The following is a 19,336-nucleotide window of genomic DNA, read 5'->3' as shown; positions in this document are numbered from 1 at the left end:
TTACTTTTTTCCAATGTATATAGATGCCACTCCAAATGTTTGTGGCTTGTTTTCAATATCTATAAACCCAATTTTTGCTAAAATATTGTTGAAGGCTTTTCCGTATGGAAATGAAGCTGCAGAGTCTGATAAATATTTATAAGCTACTTTGTCTTTAGAAAACACTTTGCCAATTGTTGGCATTATGTGTTTTGTATAAATGTTATAACCTTGTTTAAAAGGTGTTTTTGTAGGTACAGAAGTTTCTAAAACAACAAAAGTACCTCCAGATTTTAAAACTCTATAAATCTCAGATAAGCCTTTTTCTAAATCTTCAAAATTACGTACGCCAAATGCTACCGTAATTGCGTCAAATGAATTATCTTCAAAAGGAATTTTTTCTGAATCGGCTAAAACCATTTCAATTTGGTTCAACTTTAGTTTTTCAACTTTAGCTTTACCAACTTCAAGCATTCCAGGAGAAATATCTAAACCAACAATTTTTTTAGCATTTGTTTTTACCAAATTAATAGCTAAATCTCCAGTTCCTGTAGCAATATCTAATACGGTTGAAGGTTTGGTTTTTGCAATAATATCTACAACATTGTTTCTCCATTTTACATCAATTCCAAAAGAAATTACACGGTTTAAACCGTCGTATTCTTTAGAAATAGTATCAAACATTTGTGTAACCTGTTCCTTTTTACCAAGGTTAGAGTTTTTGTAAGGTTTTACTTTTTCTGCCATAAAAATTAGTAGTTTAAAGCTACTACTTGTTCTATTTTCCCAGGAATTAATTGTTTTAGCATAGTTTCAATTCCATTTTTTAAGGTTATTGTAGAAGATGGACATCCGCTACACGCACCTTGTAAAATTACATTTACAGTTTGTGTGTTTTCATCGTAAGAGTCGAACATAATGTTTCCGCCATCCGCTGCAACTGCCGGACGAATGTATTCGTCTAAAATGCCTATAATTTGTTTAGAAACATCATCAAGATTTTCAATATTTACAGAAGAATTATTTTGTTCTTGTGTTTCAGAAATTTCAACTTCTTCAACCAATAAATTGCCTGCAGCAATAAATTCTTTTATAAAACTTCTTACTTCGTTGGTAACTTCGCTCCATTCTACAATGTCAAATTTAGAAATAGATACGTAGTTTTCAGATAAGAATACTTCTTTTACAAACGGAAAACTAAATAGATTGCTTGCTAAAGGTGAGTTTTTAGCTTCTTCAATATTTTTAAACTCAAAATCTGTTTTAAAAAGTGCTTTGTTAGATACAAATTTTAATACATGAGGGTTTGGTGTAACTTCAGCATAAACTTCAATAGGTATTCTTTTTTCACTTTCGTCATTAGTAACTAGTATTCCTCCATCATTTAAAAAGTTTTCAACTTGTTCCTTTACTTCGTTTTGAACATCCTTCCACTCAACAATTGTAAAACGTTCTAGAGCAATAAAATTTGCTGAAATAAATACACGTTTTATAAATGGTAAATGAAAAAGTTGTTGAGCTAGAGGTGAGTTTTGGGCCTCGTCTATATTATTAAACTGATAGCTTCCATTAACTAGCATTTCTGTAGTAGTTAATTTAATTATGCTTTCGTTTGTTGTTGGTTCTATTTGAAATGAAATTGTACTCATTTTTATATTGAATTATTTAGAGTCGTTAAAAATAAACAACTTTATTTGTGCAAAAGTACAAAACAAAAGTGTAATTATTTAAAAAATAAAAACGCCTCAAATTTGAGGCGTTTTGCATATAATTAAATTAGTTATTAAAGATTTAATACTAACGTTGCTGTAACTTTTGTATTGTCAATATCTAATTCTGCAGAATTAACATTGTAATCTGGGTAAAAATTATAAGGAGCTGTGTTATTGTCTTTTTGATAAGCAACATCAATTTTACCTCCTCTAAACTTAATTCCTGCTCCTAAAGAAAACCCTTCTAAATTATCAGAATCAAAGGCATTTTTATAAGGGCTTTGTTCTATGTGATAACCGCCTCTTAAAGATAGTTTGTCAAAACGCCATTCAGTACCAATTCTTAATTCACCAGTGCTTTCTAAATTTTGTTTAAACGCAGTGTTTTGATCGTTAAAATTTGCTTCACTTAAAGAAATATTGCTGTAGTTTTTATAAGTATAATCTACACTTATTAAACCTTGTTTGTCAAAAATATATGCGCCGCTTAAAGTAGTTTTGCTTGGAGTTCTTAATTTGTAATCGAAACCATTTACTCCAGAAAAATCTTTAATTAATTGATCAGTACTACTTATATATAATTCTTGATCATAATCTACATATTCTTCAGAAAGGTTGTACCATACAGGAGATTTGTAAGCAAATCCTAATCTTAAGTTCTGATTTGGTTTAGCAATTATACCAAAGCTAACAGAAACACCATCTCCATAAGTTAATAATTCTTGAAGTAAGGAAGCGTCTAAGTAATTGCCACTACCATCGTGGTTGTTTTCTTCTAATAATGTTCTTTGATAGTGCTCAATATCATAAGTGTTTAAAGAAAAACCAAAGTATAAATTATCTCTATGTTGTGTTGCAATTGTAAACGAATATTTGTTGTTTTTTCCGTTAGTTAGAGATTCAAAATATTGTCCGTCAGAATCTAGGTATACATCGTTTGTGTCATCGGGTCCTTGAGTCCAAGTTGGATATCCACTATTTCCTTGTGCAAACCAAAGATCTTCAAAATCATTTGCCATGGTGTAGTTAAAGCCAATTGCGGTTTTTCCCCAATCTGAATTTCTGTTTCCTCCAAAAACAAACACTCCACCTGCTTGAGATAAATTTGTTGCATCGTTTTCAGATATTGAGTTGTTATTATAATAAGTTGAAGTTGTTTCAGAATTATTAATGCTCAATGTTGCAGCAAATTCACTGTTAATAAATACAGCGGCACCAGCTGGGTTTACGTCTATTGAAGATAAATCTCCTCCGAGTGCACCAAAAGCTCCGCTCATTGCATTGTAACGAGCTGTACCGTTTATTTTTTCGTTTGAAAAAAGAACTCCAATATCGTTGTAGTCTAAAGTTTGAGCATTAGATATGTAGGCAATGCATAGCATTGCACCTAAAATTAATTTTTTCATAATGTTAACTGTTTGATGTTTTAATTAATATCTTCTTGAGCTACTTCTAGATGAAGATGATGAAGATCGACCGCTACTATAACTTCCAGAACTTCTTGAGCCACTGCTATATCCGCTACTGCTAGAGCTTCTTCTACTTGTGCTATAATTACTACTGCTGCTTGAACTTCTGTTAGGCTTAGAGTAACTTTTATTTGTTGTAGATCTTCTATTGTTAGAACTTCCGTAATTACTACTTGATCTTCTTGTAGAAGTTTTTGTTCTTGAGCTGCTAGTTGATTTTGGTTTTTGAGAACTGTATGTTCTAGTACGTGTAGAGCTAGATGGTGTTTTATATCTTCTTATAGATTTTGAAGGACTACTAATAGATGTTCCAGTTCTTTTTATTCTGTTTGCAGTACTTGAAGTACTTCTTCTAGATGATATTCCGTTTTTATTTATTGCTCCAACTGAAGATCTCCTGCTTAATTTTGTGTTAGAAGCATATCTGCGAGAACTTGTACTCGAGGAATTTCTTTTTCCATAATTTCTTTTCCCGTAATTTCTACCATAGCTACTAAATGGCCCGTAGTAAATTGAATAATAAGGGTTGTACCCAATACCATACACATAGTCGAAGTTACCAAAAGCGTTGTAGTAATTATACCTCCAAGGGTAGTAATAACTAGAGTAATAAGGAAAGTAGTTGTGGTATGGATGATAAAAAGGATTGTAATAACCATAATTATTAATACCTCCATAAAACCCGAAATTATTAAAACCACCATAATATCCGTAACCAGAATTAACATTAACAGTTACATCATTGGTATATTCCCAAGGTCCGTAATCATTAGTATCTAACTCTTCAGAATCATCATAATAATACTCATCAATATCAGTAATAATATCATCATCACTAATTTGATCAATTTCATTTAATTTTTTTGAAAAATAATTTTCATCAAAAGTTTTTTGATCTACTACTTCAACAACGTCATCGTTATAATATCTATTATGAGTGTCGTTTGTGTAAATTCCATCATTGTCTGAATTATATACACTTTGATACGTACCGCAAGAATATAAACTTACCAAAAGTACTAAAAGAGCACTCACTTGTGAAAGTTTGGATTTAAAAATAGTAGAATCTTCCATAATCATTTGTAGTTTTTATTGTTGAACAATTCAAAAAGTACTAGTTTTGTCGAAATTAGTACATTTTACTAAAAAAGAAGCAATATTTGTGCCAAACTTTTGATTATGAGCAAGAATTTAACAAAGAGAGAAGTAGATTATTCTAAATGGTATAACGAGTTAGTAGTGAAGGCTGATCTAGCTGAAAACTCAGCAGTTAGAGGCTGTATGGTTATAAAACCTTATGGTTTTGCAATTTGGGAAAAAATGCAAGCAGAACTAGATAGAATGTTTAAAGAAACAGGACATGAGAATGCCTATTTTCCACTGCTTGTACCTAAAAGTTTGTTTGAGGCTGAAGAAAAAAATGCTGAAGGGTTTGCTAAAGAATGTGCAGTAGTAACGCACTATAGATTGCAAAACGACCCTAATAATGAAGGTAAGTTACGTGTAGATCCAGCTGCAAAACTAGAAGAAGAACTTGTAATTCGTCCAACTTCCGAAGCTATTATTTGGAATACGTATAAAGGATGGATTCAATCATATAGAGATTTACCATTGTTAATTAATCAGTGGGCCAATGTTATGCGTTGGGAAATGAGAACTCGTTTGTTTTTAAGAACGGCAGAGTTTTTATGGCAAGAAGGACATACAGCGCATGCAACAAAAAAAGAAGCTTTAGTAGAAGCAAGACAAATGCAAGATGTTTATGCAGAGTTTGCTGAAAATTATATGGCAATGCCAGTAATTAAAGGTGCAAAATCGGAAAGCGAACGTTTTGCTGGTGCAGATGAAACTTATACTATCGAAGCTTTAATGCAAGATGGAAAAGCTTTACAAGCTGGTACATCTCACTTTTTAGGTCAAAATTTTGCAAAAGCATTTGATGTTAAGTATACTTCAAAAGAAGGAAAGCAAGAATTTGTTTGGGCAACGTCTTGGGGGGTTTCAACTCGTTTAATAGGTGGGTTAATTATGACTCATTCTGATGATTTAGGATTGGTACTACCTCCAAAATTAGCGCCAATACAAGTTGTTATTGTTCCAATATATAAAGGAGAAGAGCAATTAGAGGCTATTTCTGACAAGGTAAACGTTTTTGTGAAGGAATTGCGTAAGAAAGGAATTTCGGTTAAATTTGACACTAGAGACACTTACAGACCAGGAGCAAAGTTTGCAGAGTATGAATTAAAAGGTGTTCCAGTAAGAATTGCAATTGGAAAAAGAGATTTAGAAAACAATACAGTTGAGGTAGCGAGAAGAGATACATTAGAAAAACAATCTGTTTCTCAAGATGATGTTGTTGATGTGGTGGCTAACTTATTAGAAGAAATTCAAGATAATTTATTTAATAAAGCTATATCTTACAGAAAAGAACATACAACAGAGGTAAATTCTTTTGAAGAATTCAAAGAAGCTATAAAAAATGTTGGTGGGTTTGTTTCTGCACATTGGGATGGTACAATTGAGACCGAAGATAAGATCAAAGAGCTTACTAAGGCTACGATTAGATGTATTCCTTTAGATAATAAATTAGAAGAAGGAAAGTGTATTTTAACGGGTAAAAAATCGACTCAAAGAGTATTATTTGCAAAAGCATATTAAATTTTTTCAAAAAAACATTGTTTGATTAAAAAAAGTGTGTATTTTTGCAACCGCAATTTAAGGGAATAACCAAGGGTTGCATTTTAATGGTCCGTTCGTCTAGGGGTTAGGACGCCAGGTTTTCATCCTGGTAACAGGGGTTCGATTCCCCTACGGACTACAAAGTTCAAGTAACGTTAAAAGTTACAAAGTATTTACAATAAATAATGGTCCGTTCGTCTAGGGGTTAGGACGCCAGGTTTTCATCCTGGTAACAGGGGTTCGATTCCCCTACGGACTACAATTTTTAAACAAAAATTAAGATGGCAAATCATAAGTCGGCATTAAAGAGAATAAGAAGCAATAGAGCTAAGCAAGTTAGAAATAAATATCAGCATAAAACAACAAGAAATGCTGTTAGAGATTTACGTGCCTTAACAGATAAGAAAGAAGCGGAAGTTTTATTTCCAAAAGTAGTAGCAATGTTAGATAAGTTAGCTAAGAACAATATTATCCACAAAAATAAAGCTGGAAATATGAAATCTAAATTAGCTAAACATGTAGCTGCTCTATAACATATAGAAAAATTAAAAAATTTTTGTAAGCATCTCTATTTATTTAGAGGTGCTTTTTTTGTGTTATATGTTTTATTAAAGATTGAAATTTTTAGAATGATGTGTAAACGTAATGTTAACTGTTTTAGCTTACCACTCGTAAGTTCTGTTAGCATTAAGTCTAATAAATATAAAAAGTAGTACTGTAAAGCCCCAAAGTGCGGAACCTCCGTAGCTGAAAAATGGCAGTGGAATTCCAATAGTAGGTAAAATACCTATAACCATTCCAATGTTAATAGCAAAGTGAAAAAAGAAAATTGCAGCTATGCTATAACCATACACTCTACTAAATTTAGATTTTTGTTTTTCAGCAGTATAAATAATACGTAGTGTAAACATTACAAATAAAATAATAACTAACGAGCTTCCGATAAAACCCCATTGTTCTCCAATAGTAGAGAAAATATAATCTGTTTGTTGTTCTGGTACAAAATCTCCTTGTGTTCGTTCCCCTTGTAAAAATCCTTTGCCAGAAAATCCACCAGAGGCAATTGTAGTAACCGATTGGTTTGTATTGTATCCAATACTCTTTATGTCATCAGTCTTTCCTAATAGTATATTAAATCGATCTCTATGTCTTTGTTGAAATACGTGATTAAAAATAAAATCGATACTAATAGTAGATAGTGCTACAATTAAATATAGACCTATAAGTTTTAACCAACCACGTTTTAAAACTTTTTTTCTGAAAAAATAAAAATAGATAATAAACAAAGTAAATAGAGCAAGTGTTGCTATTAAAACATTTAAATACCCAAAGTATAAGGTGGTAATAAATAATATAATTGCTACAAAACCTATGGTAATGTAATAGGTTGGTAAACCTTCTCTATATAATACAAAAATAAAAGCACCATAAACTAAAGCTGAACCTGGATCTGGTTGTAATGTAATAAATATTGCTGGAATTAATAAAATACTAAAAGCTTGAACTTGTGTGTTTATTTTTTTTAAGTTGAATTGTTTATCACTTACCAATTTTGCCATAGCAAGCGCACAAGCGGCTTTTGCAAACTCGGAAGGTTGTAAGCTAAATATGCCTAAATTATACCAAGAGGTGGCTCCATTTATGTTTTTTCCGAAGAGAAATAATCCAATTAAAGATGCTACGGAAATTATGTAAATAATGGAACTATATTTTTCGTAGAATTTAGAGTCGAACATTAAAATTAACAAGATTAAAGGTATGCTTAACCCAATCCAGACTAATTGTTTTCCGTATTCGGTAGAGAAATTTATTAAATCGTAGTCAATTTCATCTAATGTTGCGGCATAAATATTTAGCCACCCAATAAATATAAGGACGAAGTAAAAACCTACCAAGACCCAATCTATACCTAAAAATATGTTGTTTTTTTTACTTCTCAACTTCTATTAATTCTTCTTGTAATTGTTTTTCGTATTCTTCTTGTAAACTTCCGTTAAACATTCGCTGCTCTTCCCAAGTTTTAGTGATTTTTCCTGTTAAATATTTTTCAATCATTAAACTAGAAATAGGTCCTGCCCAGCGAGATCCCCAATAGCCATTTTCAACAAAAACTGCAATGGCTATTTTTGGATTGTCTTTAGGTGCAAAAGCAATAAAAATAGAATGATCTTGTCCGTGAGGATTTTCAGCAGTTCCTGTTTTTCCGCAAATTTCGATGCCTTTAACTCTAGACCAACTTGCTGTACCTCTTGGGTTTTCTAATACCTGAAAAAGACCTTCAATAACAGGTTCGAAATGTTTTTTATCTATTGAAGTATACTTTGGTGTTGTATATTGTTGATTTATTTTCTCGTTATTTATTTTTTTTACAATATGTGGCGTAAAATAATAACCTCTGTTTGCAACTGCTGCGGTCATATTTGCAAGTTGAATAGGTGTAGTTAAAATTTCTCCTTGACCAATTGAATTTGAAATAGTATATGTAGCTGTCCATCTTCCGCTAGGATAATATCTATTATAAAAATCTCCATCAGGTATTAACCCTTTTCTTCCAACCGATAAATCGTTGTTTAAATAATTACCTAAACCGAAACTTTCCACATGTTTATTCCAAGTGTTCATACCTTCTTCTGAAGTTGGGTATTTTTCAATAACTTTTCTATATGCATTGGCAAAGTAACTGTTGCAAGATCTGTATATAGCTTTGTTTAGCGAAACGGGGCTGCCATGTGTACCACAGTGGCATTTCATAAAAGCACCTTTTCTAGATCCATAACGATATCCATTAATACATTTAACACTTGTTGTGGTATTTATTACGTTTTCTTGCAATGCTGTTAGAGCCGTAATAATTTTAAAAGGTGATCCTGGCGGATACATACCTTGCAGGCCTCTATCAATAAGAGGTTTGTTTATAGTGTCTAAATATAGTTTAGTAAAGTTTTTAGAACGATTTCTACCAACCATTAAGTTAGGGTTGTAAGTTGGACTCGATACAAGTGCCAATATTTCTCCTGTTGAAGGTTCGATAGCTACAATTCCACCTCTCTTATTTATTATTAAAGCCTCTCCATATTGCTGTAATTTGGAATCTATAGTTAGTGTAATATCGTTTCCAGGAACTGCAACGGTATCGTATTTACCATTTTTATACGGACCAATTTCTTTGTTAAATCGATCTCTTTGAATGTATTTAACTCCTTTTTGGCCTCTTAAAGTTTCTTCGTAAGTGCTTTCTACACCAGATCTACCAATTAATTCTCCTAATTGATAATAAGGGTTTTTCTTAATTAAATCTTCATTAACTTCACTTATATAACCAAGTACATTTGGCGCTGAATTTACCAAATACTCTCTTAAAGATCTTTTTTGAATGTAAAATCCTTTGAATTTATGCATTTTTTCTTGTAGATACGCATAATCGTTTTTAGCTAGTTGCGCAACAAATGTTGAAGGAATTCTAGTTGAATATCTTTTAGCTCTGTTGAACTTTTTTATATAGTCTTCTTTAGATATTTTTAATAAAGAACATAGTTCTAAAGTGTCTATTGATTTTACTTCTCTCGGGATTATCATAATATCATACGATAATTGATTCGCAACTAGTAGTTCTCCATTTCTATCGTAAACATAGCCTCGTTCAGGGTATTCATATTTTAATTTTACTGCAGAGTTGTTAAGCGTTGGTATTTTATATGAATTGTCTAAAACTTGTAAGTAGAATAATCTACCAATGTAAATAACTCCAATAATTAGAATTAAGTAAGCTAATAGACCGGTTCTTTTCATTTATTTTTTATTTGTAAATAGTGTAATTCCCAGTAGACTTAAAATAATAGTAAAAATACTAGTAAATAAAGTGTTGTTTAGAATGGTAATTATTTCACTAAAGTTAAAGTATACTAAACTAAAAACGATAAAATGGTGAATTATTGTTAATAATGAAATAAAAATAATGGCTTTGCTAAATGAAATTCCTCTTAAGTTAAAAAGATAATAATCAAAATCATTTTTTCTTAAAACAATAGTTAGCAGAGGCAGCCTAATAAATGCAATAAATAAGGTTGCGGCAGCGTGTATACCTCCAGAATTTGAGAAAAAATCTAATGTTAAACCTAATAAAAAACTTAAAAGTAAAAATGATGTTTTGTTTTTTCTAATAGGAAATAAAAGTACCCAAACTATGTATGGCATTGGGTTTAAGTAACCAAATAAGTTGATGTGGTTTAAAACTAAAACTTGAATAAGAATTAGTAAGATAAAACGAACCGTATTTGAGAAAATTAGTTTATTCATTTTCAGTAGTATTCTCAAGGTTAAGTTGTTCTTCTCTTTGAAGATTTTTTATAATTTGAACATAACCAATTGATGTCATATCATTAAATAACTGAATATCAATTTGCTTGTATTGGTTGTTTTCGAAATTTACATTTTTAATGGTTCCAACTAAAATACCTTCTGGGAAAATTGCTGATTTTCCTCCTGTAATTATAGTATCTCCTTCTTTTACAACAGCTTGTCGTGGAATGTCAATTAATTGAATAACATTTGTTTCTTCGCCATTCCAAGTCATTGTACCAAAGTGACTGCTGTTTTTTAGTTTTACGTTAATTTTTGAATTACTATTCAATATAGATAAAACTGTAGCAAAATTTGAGGAAACATTTTTTACAACACCAATAACCCCTTTACTATTTATAACTCCTAAATCTGTATTTATTTGTTGTTTCGAGCCTTTATTAATGGTTAAGTAGTTATTTGGTTTAGAGTAACTATTATTAATAATTTTCGCAAAAACGTAATTGTATTTTTGATAATAATTTAGAGTGTCAATTTGAGTTTTAAATTCAGAACTTGAATCTAGTTTTCGCTGTTCTAAAATATTTTTTAAATGTGTGTTTTCATCAATTAATCTTTTGTTTTCAGATTTTAAATTGAAAAATTCACCAATAGAAATAGCTTGGCTATAGATGCCGCCAGTTAAGTTATTTGCTGAATTAACAAACTTACTGCTGTGGTAGGAGTGGTGTTGAATAGTAAAGAATAATGCTACTGTTTCTAAAAGAATAAACAGCAGAAAGAATCTAAATTTTCTAATAAAATATATTATTTGCTGCATTCTGTGTAGAAAATATTACTATTTCATTAATACGTTTTTGTATTTTTCTAAATCTTTAAGTGAAATACCAGTACCTCTAACAACTGCTCTTAAAGGATCTTCAGCAACATACACAGGTAAATCTGTTTTTCTAGATAAACGTTTGTCTAAACCTCTAAGCATAGATCCACCACCTGCTAAATAAATACCAGTGTTATAAATGTCGGCAGCTAATTCTGGAGGTGTTTGAGATAACGTTTCCATTACAGCATCTTCAATTCTTAAAATAGATTTGTCTAATGCTTTTGCAATTTCTCTGTATGAAACTTGAACTTGTTTAGGTTTACCGCTTAATAAATCTCTACCTTGAACTAACATGTCTTCTGGTGGAGTTTCTAAATCTTCTGTAGCTGCACCAATTTGAATTTTAATTTTTTCAGCAGTACGTTCACCAACATATAAGTTGTGTTGCGTTCTCATATAGTAAGCAATATCACCAGTAAATACATCTCCAGCAACTTTTACAGATTTATCGCAAACAATACCACCTAAAGCTATTACAGCAATTTCGGTAGTACCACCACCTATATCAATAATCATATTACCTTTAGGTTGCATAATATCAATTCCAATACCAATTGCTGCAGCCATTGGTTCGTGAATTAAATATATTTCTTTGGCATTCATATGCTCTGCAGAATCAATTACAGCACGTTTTTCAACCTCTGTAATTCCTGAAGGAATACAAATTACCATTCTTAATGATGGTGTAAAAAATTTCTTTTTAATGCTTGGAATGTTTTTGATAAATTCTTTTATCATTTGTTCCGAAGCTTCAAAATCAGCAATTACACCATCTTTAAGAGGTCTAATAGTTTTTATGTTTTCATGTGTTTTTCCTTGCATTAAACTGGCTTTCTTTCCAGTTGCAATAATCTTGCCCGAATTTCTGTCTCTAGCTACTATTGACGGTGCATCAACAATAACTTTACCATCGTGAATAATTAAGGTGTTTGCAGTACCTAAATCAATGGCTATGTCTTCGGTCATAAAATCGAAAAAACCCATAAATATATTTTGTTTTATTAATTTTTAAATTGAAATCTCACAAAGTTACTAAAATTAGTGTTTAAAATGACGAGTACCAGTAAAAACCATCCCAATATTATGCTCGTTGCAATAATCTATAGACAATTGGTCTTTTATTGAACCTCCTGGTTGAATTACAGCTTCAATTCCAACGTTCCCAGCAATTTCTACACAATCTGGAAATGGGAAGAAAGCATCACTTGCCATAACAGCTCCTTTTAAATCGAATTTAAAATGATTTGCTTTTGCAATTGCTTGTTCTAAAGCATCAACTCTACTTGTTTGTCCTGTTCCACCAGCACATAATTGTTTGTTTTTAACTAAAATAATAGTATTAGACTTTGTGTGCTTACATATTTTTGAAGCAAAAAGTAAATCTTCTATTTCGCTATCAGACACTGTTCTGTTAGTAACGTTTTTTAAACCTTCTTTAGTATCTGTAATATTATTTGGTTCTTGAGCTAAAACTCCATTAAGAGCTGTTCTGTAACTAATATTTGGAAATTCTACATCTTTTTGAATTAAAATAATTCTGTTTTTCTTTCCTTTTAAAATAGTTAAAGCTTCTTCAGAATAACTTGGAGCAATTACCACTTCGCAGAATAAACTGTGAATTTCAGAAGCCGTTGCTTCATCAATTTCTTTATTTGCGATTAATACACCTCCAAATGCAGATATTGGATCGCCAGCTAAAGCATCTATGTATGCCTGAACTAATGTTTCTCTTTGTGCAAATCCACAAGCATTGTTGTGTTTTAAAATAGCAAAAGTTGGCGCTTCATTTTTAAATTCTCCAATTAAATTTACAGCAGCATCAACATCTAATAAGTTGTTGTACGAAAGTTCTTTTCCGTGAAGTTTTGTAAATAATTCATCTAAATTACCAAAGAAAAAACCTTTTTGGTGTGGGTTTTCTCCATAACGTAATTGTGAAGAAACATTGAAGCTTTCTCTAAATTCAATTTCTTCTTTATTTAAATACTTAAAAATTGCAGTATCGTAATGGCTAGAAACTGCAAATGATTTTGCAGCAAAACTTTTACGTTGTTCTATAGAAGTTTCTCCGTTTCCATTAGACATAATGTCTAAAAACTCGCCATATTGTTCCATTGAAGAAACGCAGATAACATCTTTAAAGTTTTTTGCAGCAGCTCTAATTAAAGAAATACCACCTATATCAATTTTTTCTATAATATCTTGTTCTGCAGCTCCACTTGCTACAGTTTTTTCAAATGGGTAAAGGTCTACAATTACAATATCAATTTCTGGAATTTCAAATTCTCCAAGTTGAGATAAATCATTTTCGTTTTCTCTTCTCGCTAAAATTCCTCCAAAAACTTTTGGGTGTAAAGTTTTAACTCTTCCTCCTAAAATAGAAGGGTAAGATGTTAATTCTTCAACAGGTACAACATTTATTCCCTGATCTTTAATAAAACTTTCGGTTCCACCAGTAGAATAAATAGTAACTCCTAGTTCATTTAATTTTTGTACAATAGGACCTAATCCGTCTTTGTGAAAGACTGAAATTAGTGCAGATTTTGCTTTTTTAGTAGTGCTCATTTAATGTATTGTTGTGTTTGCGCAAAGCTAATAATTATCAGCTATTTAAACAATACAAAATGAAGGTAAATTTTAGGGTTTCTTTTTAACTTTAGAATAAAAGTTATTTACCATATCATTATAGTTTTGATTAGAAGAGTTTTGTTCGTTTTTACCTAAAAGTTTATAAAGTAGGGATACTTTTTTGGATGCGTTTTTATTTAAAACGCCTAGTTTTAGGGTTCGTTTTAACATATTAATTATAGAGGGTTAGTTATTGCAAATATAATATTTATGTTTTGTAAATACAATAGTTTAATTGTTGAACTTGTACGAGTTCTAAAACAAATGGAAATGTTATTTTAATAAACGAATCGAATTGTTGAACAAATGCTTTTTTAAGAAAGTATTTTTGAAACATTTTTACATACAAACTCTAACAATTCTTCATCTTTTTTAGTAAATGGATTTACTGTATGAGAATCTATATCTATTTGACCAATATTTTTATTGTTTATAAATATAGGAATTACAATTTCGCTCTTAACTTTCCAACCGCAAGAAATATAATTGTCTTGGGCAGAAACATCTGGTACTACAAAATTTTTATTACTTACTGCAACTTGACCACAAATTCCTTTTCCAAACGGAATAATTGTGTGTTCAGTTTCTTCACCAGCATATTCTGCCAATTTTAATTCGTTTTTATCTCCATTTTTAAAATAAAAACCTACCCAATCGTAATAATCAATTTGTTCTTTTAAATAATTACAAATAGATTGAAGTTTACTAGAATTAGGCTTGTTTGAATTTATGATGCTTTGTATTGCTTCTTTATATACGGTAATGTTCATTTTTAATTTGTAGTTTTATGCAAAATTAAAGTCTTTTTTAGTGGAAAGAAATAAAACAGTATTATTTTTTTTGTTAAAGTTTTTTGGCACTTATTTAGTGTTGTTTTTGTTGTATTCTTTTTATTTAAGTAGTACGCAAAAAAAAGAAAGCTACTTTGCTTGTGCACCTATAACTAAAGCTGTTGCCAATCAAACCAATTTGTTGTTAAATGCATTTGGAGTTGATTCTAAAATAGAACAAAATTCAAATGAAGTTTCTATGAATTTATTTATAGATAATAATATTGTAGCAAGGGTTATTGAAGGTTGTAATGCAGTAAGTATTATAATTTTATTTATTTCTTTTGTTGTAGCTTTTTCAGCAGGCTTTAAAAGTACTTTTTTGTATGTATTATTTGGAAGCGCATTAATTTATGTTGTTAATGTTGCTAGAATTGGAATAATTGCTGTAGCTATATATAAACTTCCTCAATATGAACATTGGTTGCACGATTATATTTTTCCTGCAATTATATATGGACTTACTTTTTTACTTTGGTTTGTTTGGATTAGAAAATTTTCGAAATTGAAAAATGAGTAATAAACTTCAAATATTATTAATAGTTGTATTATTTGCATTACTTATTTTTTTGCGAGGCTTTTTTGACACCTATATGTATGATCCTTTGATAAGTTATTTTAAAAGTGATTATTTATATATTGAGTTTCCTGAAATTAATAATTTAAAATATACGTTTTCGTTATTTTTTAGGTTTTCTATAAATACAATTATTTCGCTTATAATAATTTATTTGTTTTATAAAAATGGTAATTATGTAAGGTTTGCTTTAAAATTTTATATAGCAATGTTTATTTTACTTAGTGTTATTTTAATTTTAGATTTAAACTACCGTTTTTTTAATACATATATGGTTGTTTTTTATGCAAGAAGATTTTTAATACATCCAGTTTTTTTAATTGTTTTGTTACCAGCGTTTTATTATCAGAAACTTCAAAATATTTCTTCAAAAAAATAAAAGAAAACTTATAATAATTTATTTTTACTATTTTAGGCGAAATTATATCAAATTAAAACAAACAATATAAATTATGAAGAAATCAATTTTGGTAATTGCAGCAATGTTTTCGTTTGCAGTTATATTTACTTCTTGTAACGAAGTTAAAAAAGAAGTAGTAAAAACTGAAAAACATGACAATCACGATGGGCACAATCACGATGTGAAAGAAGTTGTAGAGAGAGTTGCGGAAACTAAACTAGCGTATCAATGTCCAATGGATTGCGAGAAAGGAAAAACATATGGAGAAGCTGGAACTTGTCCAACATGTAAAATGAACTTAAAAGCAAATAAAGCGGAATGCACTAAATGCGAACCAGGAAAATGTGAGTGTAAAAAATCTTGTACAGATAAAAAAGAGTGTAAACCTTCAGCAGATTGTAAAGAAAAGAAAGATTGTAAGCCTTCTGCAGATTGCAAAGACAAGAAAGATAGTAAAACTGCTGCTAGCTGTAAAGACAAAAAAGAATGTAAGCCAAGTAGTTGTGATGGAAAAGAAAAGAAATTAGCTAGAATTAAGCAAGATTGTAATGGTTGCGAGCCTGGGAGCTGCGACTGTAAAGCTTAAGAAACATATTTTATAAAAAAGCGCTTAATTTTATTAAGCGCTTTTTTTGTGATTATTTTTTAACAATAAACTCTGTTCTGCGGTTTTTAGAGTGTTGCAATTCTGTACATTTTACATTGTTACTGCAATTGTTTAAGAGTTTGGTTTCTCCAAAACCATTAGAAATTATTCTGTTAGATTCAATTCCTTTTGAAATTAAATAATCCTTGGTAGCGTTTGCTCTATTTTTAGTTAATTCTAAATTGTATTTATCTGGTCCTCTACTATCTGTATGGTAATTAACTTCTATTTTTATAGCAGGGTTTTGATTCATATTAAAAATAATTTTATTTAATTCAGCTTTAACTTCGTTAGTTATTTCATATTCATCTAGTTCAAATAGTATTGGGTTTGTTTCAATATATTGTATTCCATTTTTTTCTGAAATTTTAACAATTGGTTCTATAACTAAATCCATTTTGTGTGGGTGGGATATTGTACTTGTAGAAACCAAGTTTTTTTGTGCTTTAGTATAGTTTAACTTTTCTGCTATTATGCTGTATGTTGTGTTACAGTCAATTTGAAAATAAAATGCACCGTTAGAATCTGTTATTACATTTTTAATCTGCTTAGAATAATTTAATAAGCTAACCTTTGCATTTGGAATTGGATTGTTACTAATGTTTTCAAGAACATAACCATTAATAAATTGCATACAAGCAGGTGCTTCAATATCAAAATGAAGTGTAAGCGTTCTGTTGTGTTGTTGTGCAGTTTTAAGCCTAAACGATTCTAAATTATTGTTTTTAAATACAGATAATTTGTAGGTAGATGAACATTCCAAAGGAAATTGATAAACACCATCATTTCCAACAGTTTGTGATGCAATTATTTGATTATTTTGATACAGTGTAATAGTTGTGTTTGCTAGAGGTTTTTTACTTTCTTTATCTCTAATAATACCACTCACTTTTTGGTTGCATTCTTTTTCAGATAACTCAATTTTTACTGAATTGTTATGGTCTCTTTCTGTATTTGTAGTTATAACTTTCGTGTTAAGAGTATAATTATCTGCAATTGCATTTATAGAATATTTGGTGTTGCAGCTAGCGGTAAAACTAAATTTTCCATTAGCATCCGTAGTTATTTTATTTTTTTCTGAAATTCCTTCAAACAATGTAATTGTAGCATTAGAAATAGGTTTTTTACTGTTTTGGTTTACAACAATTCCGCTAATAGTTTGGTTACAATCAAGAGGTTTTAACTCAATATTTTTAGAAACAGTATTATCTCTTTTTTTATTGGTAGTAAAAGAAATTTTGTTCGAGTTAAATTCAGCATTACTAGTTGTAATTTTATAGCTAGTCTCACAGTTTACTTTAAAACTATAGGTTCCATTAGCATCCGTAGTTATTTTATTTTTTTCTGAAGTTCCTTCAAACAACGTAATTGTAGCATTAGAAATAGGTTCTTTACTGTTTTGGTTTACAACAATTCCGCTAATAGTTTGGTTGCAATCAAGAGGTTTTAACTCAATATTTTTAGAAATAGCATTATCTCTTTTTTTATTGGTAGTAAAAGAAATTTCGTTCGAGTTAAATTCAGCATTACTAGTTGTAATTTTATAGCTAGTCTCACAGTTTACTTTAAAACTATAGGTTCCATTAGTATCCGTAGTTATTTTATTTTTTTCTGAAGTTCCTTCAAACAACGTAATTGTAGCATTAGAAATAGGTTCTTTACTGTTTTGGTTTACAACAATTCCGCTAATAGTTTGGTTGCAATCAAGAGGTTTTAACTCAATATTTTTAGAAATAGCATTATCTCTTTTTTTATTGGTAGTAAAAGAAATTTCGTTCGAGTTAAATTCAGCATTACTAGTTGTAATTTTATAGCTAGTCTCACAGTTTACTTTAAAACTATAGGTTCCATTAGTATCCGTAGTTATTTTATTTTTTTCTGAAGTTCCTTCAAACAACGTAATTGTAGCGTTAGAAATAGGTTCTTTACTGTTTTGGTTTACAACAATTCCGTTAATAGTTTGGTTGCAATCTTTTTCTTCTAAATAGATGTCTTTATTAAGTTTGTCGTTTTTTTTGTTAGAAGCTTTAAATGTAATGCTACTAGCATTCATTTCAGTATTAGATGAAGTTAACTCATATGCTAAACCACATTTTATATTAAATAAGAATGAGGCGTCATTATTTGTTTGAAATGTTTTTATTTCGTGTCCTTGATAAAGTAAAGATACTGTTGAATTAGGTATAATTTGTTCGGTGTTTTTATTTAATACTTTACCAAAAACCACTTGAAAGCATTCGTTTGGTTCTAATAGCAAATCCTTTTTTAAATTGTAATAGTCTGGTTGTTTGTTTTCAATAAAATCAGTTAAAAAATAATAAGAATCTTCTTTAAAATTAGGTTTTGTAGCAACAATTCTATAGTTGGTAGTACATTGAAATTTTAAAGAGTATTTACCATTGTTATTTACTTTTATTGTTTCAGTTTCAATATTGTTTAAGTATAATTTAATTTCACCACTAAGTGGCTCTTTAGTAACTTTGTTTAGTAAGTTTCCAGATATTGTTTGTATACATTCTGGTTCTAAAATAAAGTTGTGCGAACTGCTGTCGCTATTATTTTTTGTGGAAGTAAAACCATAAAAATCTTTTATAAAATTATCCTTACTAACTATAATATTATAATTGGTATTACATTTTATTGCGAATGAATAGGCTCCATCACTCTTAGTTTTAACACTTTCAATATCTTCTCCATCAAGCTGAAGTGTAACGTTTGCATCTTCAATTTTTTCTTTCGACAATTCGTTAGTAATTACACCAGAAATTGATTGGAAACAAGTTGGGTTTAATTCAAAATTTATATTTAAAGTATTGTTGTCAATACCAGAAGTTTTTATAGTTTTGGAATTGTTAAAATGTCTGGAAGATTTTACAGTTATTTTATAGCTAGCATTACATTTTAAATCAAAAGTATATTCACCATTAATATTTGCTTTAGCTATTTTAATTTCTACTTCGTTAAGAAATACGGATACAAATGCGTCTAAAACGGGAGTTCCATTTTCTTTATCTATAATTTTACCTGTAATTGTTTGTGTGCATTCTATATTATTAATTGCATTATTGTTTTTTGAATAAAGGAGGGAAGTTCCAGTGTTTAAAACAGCAATTGATATTACTAAAAGAATTAGTTTGGTTAGCTTCATTTAATACATATTAATTAGTTGGACCGATTATGGTTACAATAATTTATTAGGGGAAAATTGTTTAAACGAGAGGGAAAACGTTTTTT

17 protein-coding genes and 2 tRNA genes are annotated in these 19,336 nt (G+C 29.9%); 7 read left to right on the top strand and 12 right to left on the bottom strand.

Features of this window, described 5'->3' with window-relative positions:
- The 4 genes from ubiE to BLU40_RS10925 form a co-directional block, all read right to left on the bottom strand.
- Positions 1-726, bottom strand: coding sequence for a bifunctional demethylmenaquinone methyltransferase/2-methoxy-6-polyprenyl-1,4-benzoquinol methylase UbiE (gene ubiE / locus BLU40_RS10940; RefSeq protein WP_090123340.1), 726 nt, complete (start codon positions 724-726; stop codon positions 1-3).
- A gap of 5 nt (positions 727-731) precedes the next feature.
- Positions 732-1,628: a NifU family protein gene (locus tag BLU40_RS10935; protein WP_090123338.1), complete on the bottom strand. Its 897-nt coding sequence runs from the start codon at positions 1,626-1,628 to the stop codon at positions 732-734.
- A gap of 134 nt (positions 1,629-1,762) precedes the next feature.
- Positions 1,763-3,097: an OmpP1/FadL family transporter gene (locus tag BLU40_RS10930; protein WP_090123336.1), complete on the bottom strand. Its 1,335-nt coding sequence runs from the start codon at positions 3,095-3,097 to the stop codon at positions 1,763-1,765.
- 24 nt (positions 3,098-3,121) lie between these two features.
- On the bottom strand, positions 3,122-4,240 hold the full coding sequence (locus BLU40_RS10925; RefSeq protein WP_139170946.1) for a hypothetical protein: 1,119 nt from the start codon (positions 4,238-4,240) through the stop codon (positions 3,122-3,124).
- Between the two features lie 99 nt (positions 4,241-4,339).
- Between BLU40_RS10925 and proS the strand changes: the two genes are divergently transcribed.
- The 4 genes from proS to rpsT all read left to right on the top strand — a co-directional run bounded on the left by proS (position 4,340) and on the right by rpsT (position 6,372).
- Entirely contained in the window at positions 4,340-5,818 is a 1,479-nt protein-coding gene (gene proS / locus BLU40_RS10920; protein ID WP_090123332.1) for a proline--tRNA ligase, read from the top strand.
- A gap of 88 nt (positions 5,819-5,906) precedes the next feature.
- Positions 5,907-5,978, top strand: a tRNA-Glu gene (locus tag BLU40_RS10915).
- 48 nt (positions 5,979-6,026) lie between these two features.
- Positions 6,027-6,098, top strand: a tRNA-Glu gene (locus BLU40_RS10910).
- A 22-nt stretch (positions 6,099-6,120) separates the two neighbouring features.
- Entirely contained in the window at positions 6,121-6,372 is a 252-nt protein-coding gene (gene rpsT / locus BLU40_RS10905) for a 30S ribosomal protein S20 (protein WP_090123330.1), read from the top strand.
- Between the two features lie 129 nt (positions 6,373-6,501).
- Here rpsT and rodA read toward each other — a convergent pair whose 3' ends face one another.
- From rodA to BLU40_RS10870, 7 genes are all read right to left on the bottom strand, one after another.
- Positions 6,502-7,779: a rod shape-determining protein RodA gene (gene rodA, locus BLU40_RS10900; protein WP_090123328.1), complete on the bottom strand. Its 1,278-nt coding sequence runs from the start codon at positions 7,777-7,779 to the stop codon at positions 6,502-6,504.
- Positions 7,769-9,628, bottom strand: coding sequence for a penicillin-binding protein 2 (gene mrdA / locus BLU40_RS10895; protein ID WP_090123326.1), 1,860 nt, complete (start codon positions 9,626-9,628; stop codon positions 7,769-7,771). The genes rodA and mrdA overlap by 11 nt, the downstream gene beginning before the upstream one ends.
- On the bottom strand, positions 9,629-10,135 hold the full coding sequence (gene mreD, locus BLU40_RS10890; protein WP_090123324.1) for a rod shape-determining protein MreD: 507 nt from the start codon (positions 10,133-10,135) through the stop codon (positions 9,629-9,631).
- On the bottom strand, positions 10,128-10,958 hold the full coding sequence (gene mreC / locus BLU40_RS10885) for a rod shape-determining protein MreC (RefSeq protein WP_090123322.1): 831 nt from the start codon (positions 10,956-10,958) through the stop codon (positions 10,128-10,130). Before mreC ends, mreD begins: the two co-directional genes overlap by 8 nt.
- Before the next feature lie 18 nt (positions 10,959-10,976).
- A complete protein-coding gene (locus BLU40_RS10880; protein ID WP_090123320.1) occupies positions 10,977-12,005 on the bottom strand; it encodes a rod shape-determining protein in 1,029 nt (342 codons plus the stop codon).
- A 54-nt stretch (positions 12,006-12,059) separates the two neighbouring features.
- Positions 12,060-13,586, bottom strand: coding sequence for a bifunctional phosphoribosylaminoimidazolecarboxamide formyltransferase/IMP cyclohydrolase (gene purH, locus BLU40_RS10875; protein WP_090123318.1), 1,527 nt, complete (start codon positions 13,584-13,586; stop codon positions 12,060-12,062).
- A gap of 377 nt (positions 13,587-13,963) precedes the next feature.
- The gene (locus BLU40_RS10870) at positions 13,964-14,419 is read right to left on the bottom strand and encodes a GAF domain-containing protein (RefSeq protein WP_090123316.1); all 456 of its coding nucleotides are present in this window, start codon (positions 14,417-14,419) and stop codon (positions 13,964-13,966) included.
- Between the two features lie 40 nt (positions 14,420-14,459).
- Between BLU40_RS10870 and xrtF the strand changes: the two genes are divergently transcribed.
- The 3 genes from xrtF (at position 14,460) to BLU40_RS10855 (ending at position 16,042) form a co-directional block, all read left to right on the top strand.
- The gene (xrtF, locus tag BLU40_RS10865) at positions 14,460-14,999 is read left to right on the top strand and encodes an exosortase family protein XrtF (protein ID WP_090123314.1); all 540 of its coding nucleotides are present in this window, start codon (positions 14,460-14,462) and stop codon (positions 14,997-14,999) included.
- Positions 14,992-15,435 (top strand): exosortase F system-associated membrane protein, encoded by a 444-nt coding sequence (locus tag BLU40_RS17885; protein WP_090123311.1) that lies wholly within the window; start codon positions 14,992-14,994, stop codon positions 15,433-15,435. The genes xrtF and BLU40_RS17885 overlap by 8 nt, the downstream gene beginning before the upstream one ends.
- Positions 15,436-15,508: 73 nt before the next feature.
- Entirely contained in the window at positions 15,509-16,042 is a 534-nt protein-coding gene (locus BLU40_RS10855) for a heavy metal-binding domain-containing protein (RefSeq protein WP_090123309.1), read from the top strand.
- A gap of 52 nt (positions 16,043-16,094) precedes the next feature.
- On the opposite strand, the gene BLU40_RS10850 is transcribed toward BLU40_RS10855, so the two are convergent.
- The gene (locus BLU40_RS10850) at positions 16,095-19,250 is read right to left on the bottom strand and encodes a carboxypeptidase regulatory-like domain-containing protein (protein ID WP_090123307.1); all 3,156 of its coding nucleotides are present in this window, start codon (positions 19,248-19,250) and stop codon (positions 16,095-16,097) included.
- Positions 19,251-19,336: the final 86 nt, after the last annotated feature.

It is taken from the genome of Lutibacter oricola, from assembly GCF_900106565.1.
Lineage (GTDB): Bacteria > Bacteroidota > Bacteroidia > Flavobacteriales > Flavobacteriaceae > Lutibacter > Lutibacter oricola.
This window is presented reverse-complemented; position numbering and strand designations above follow the sequence as displayed.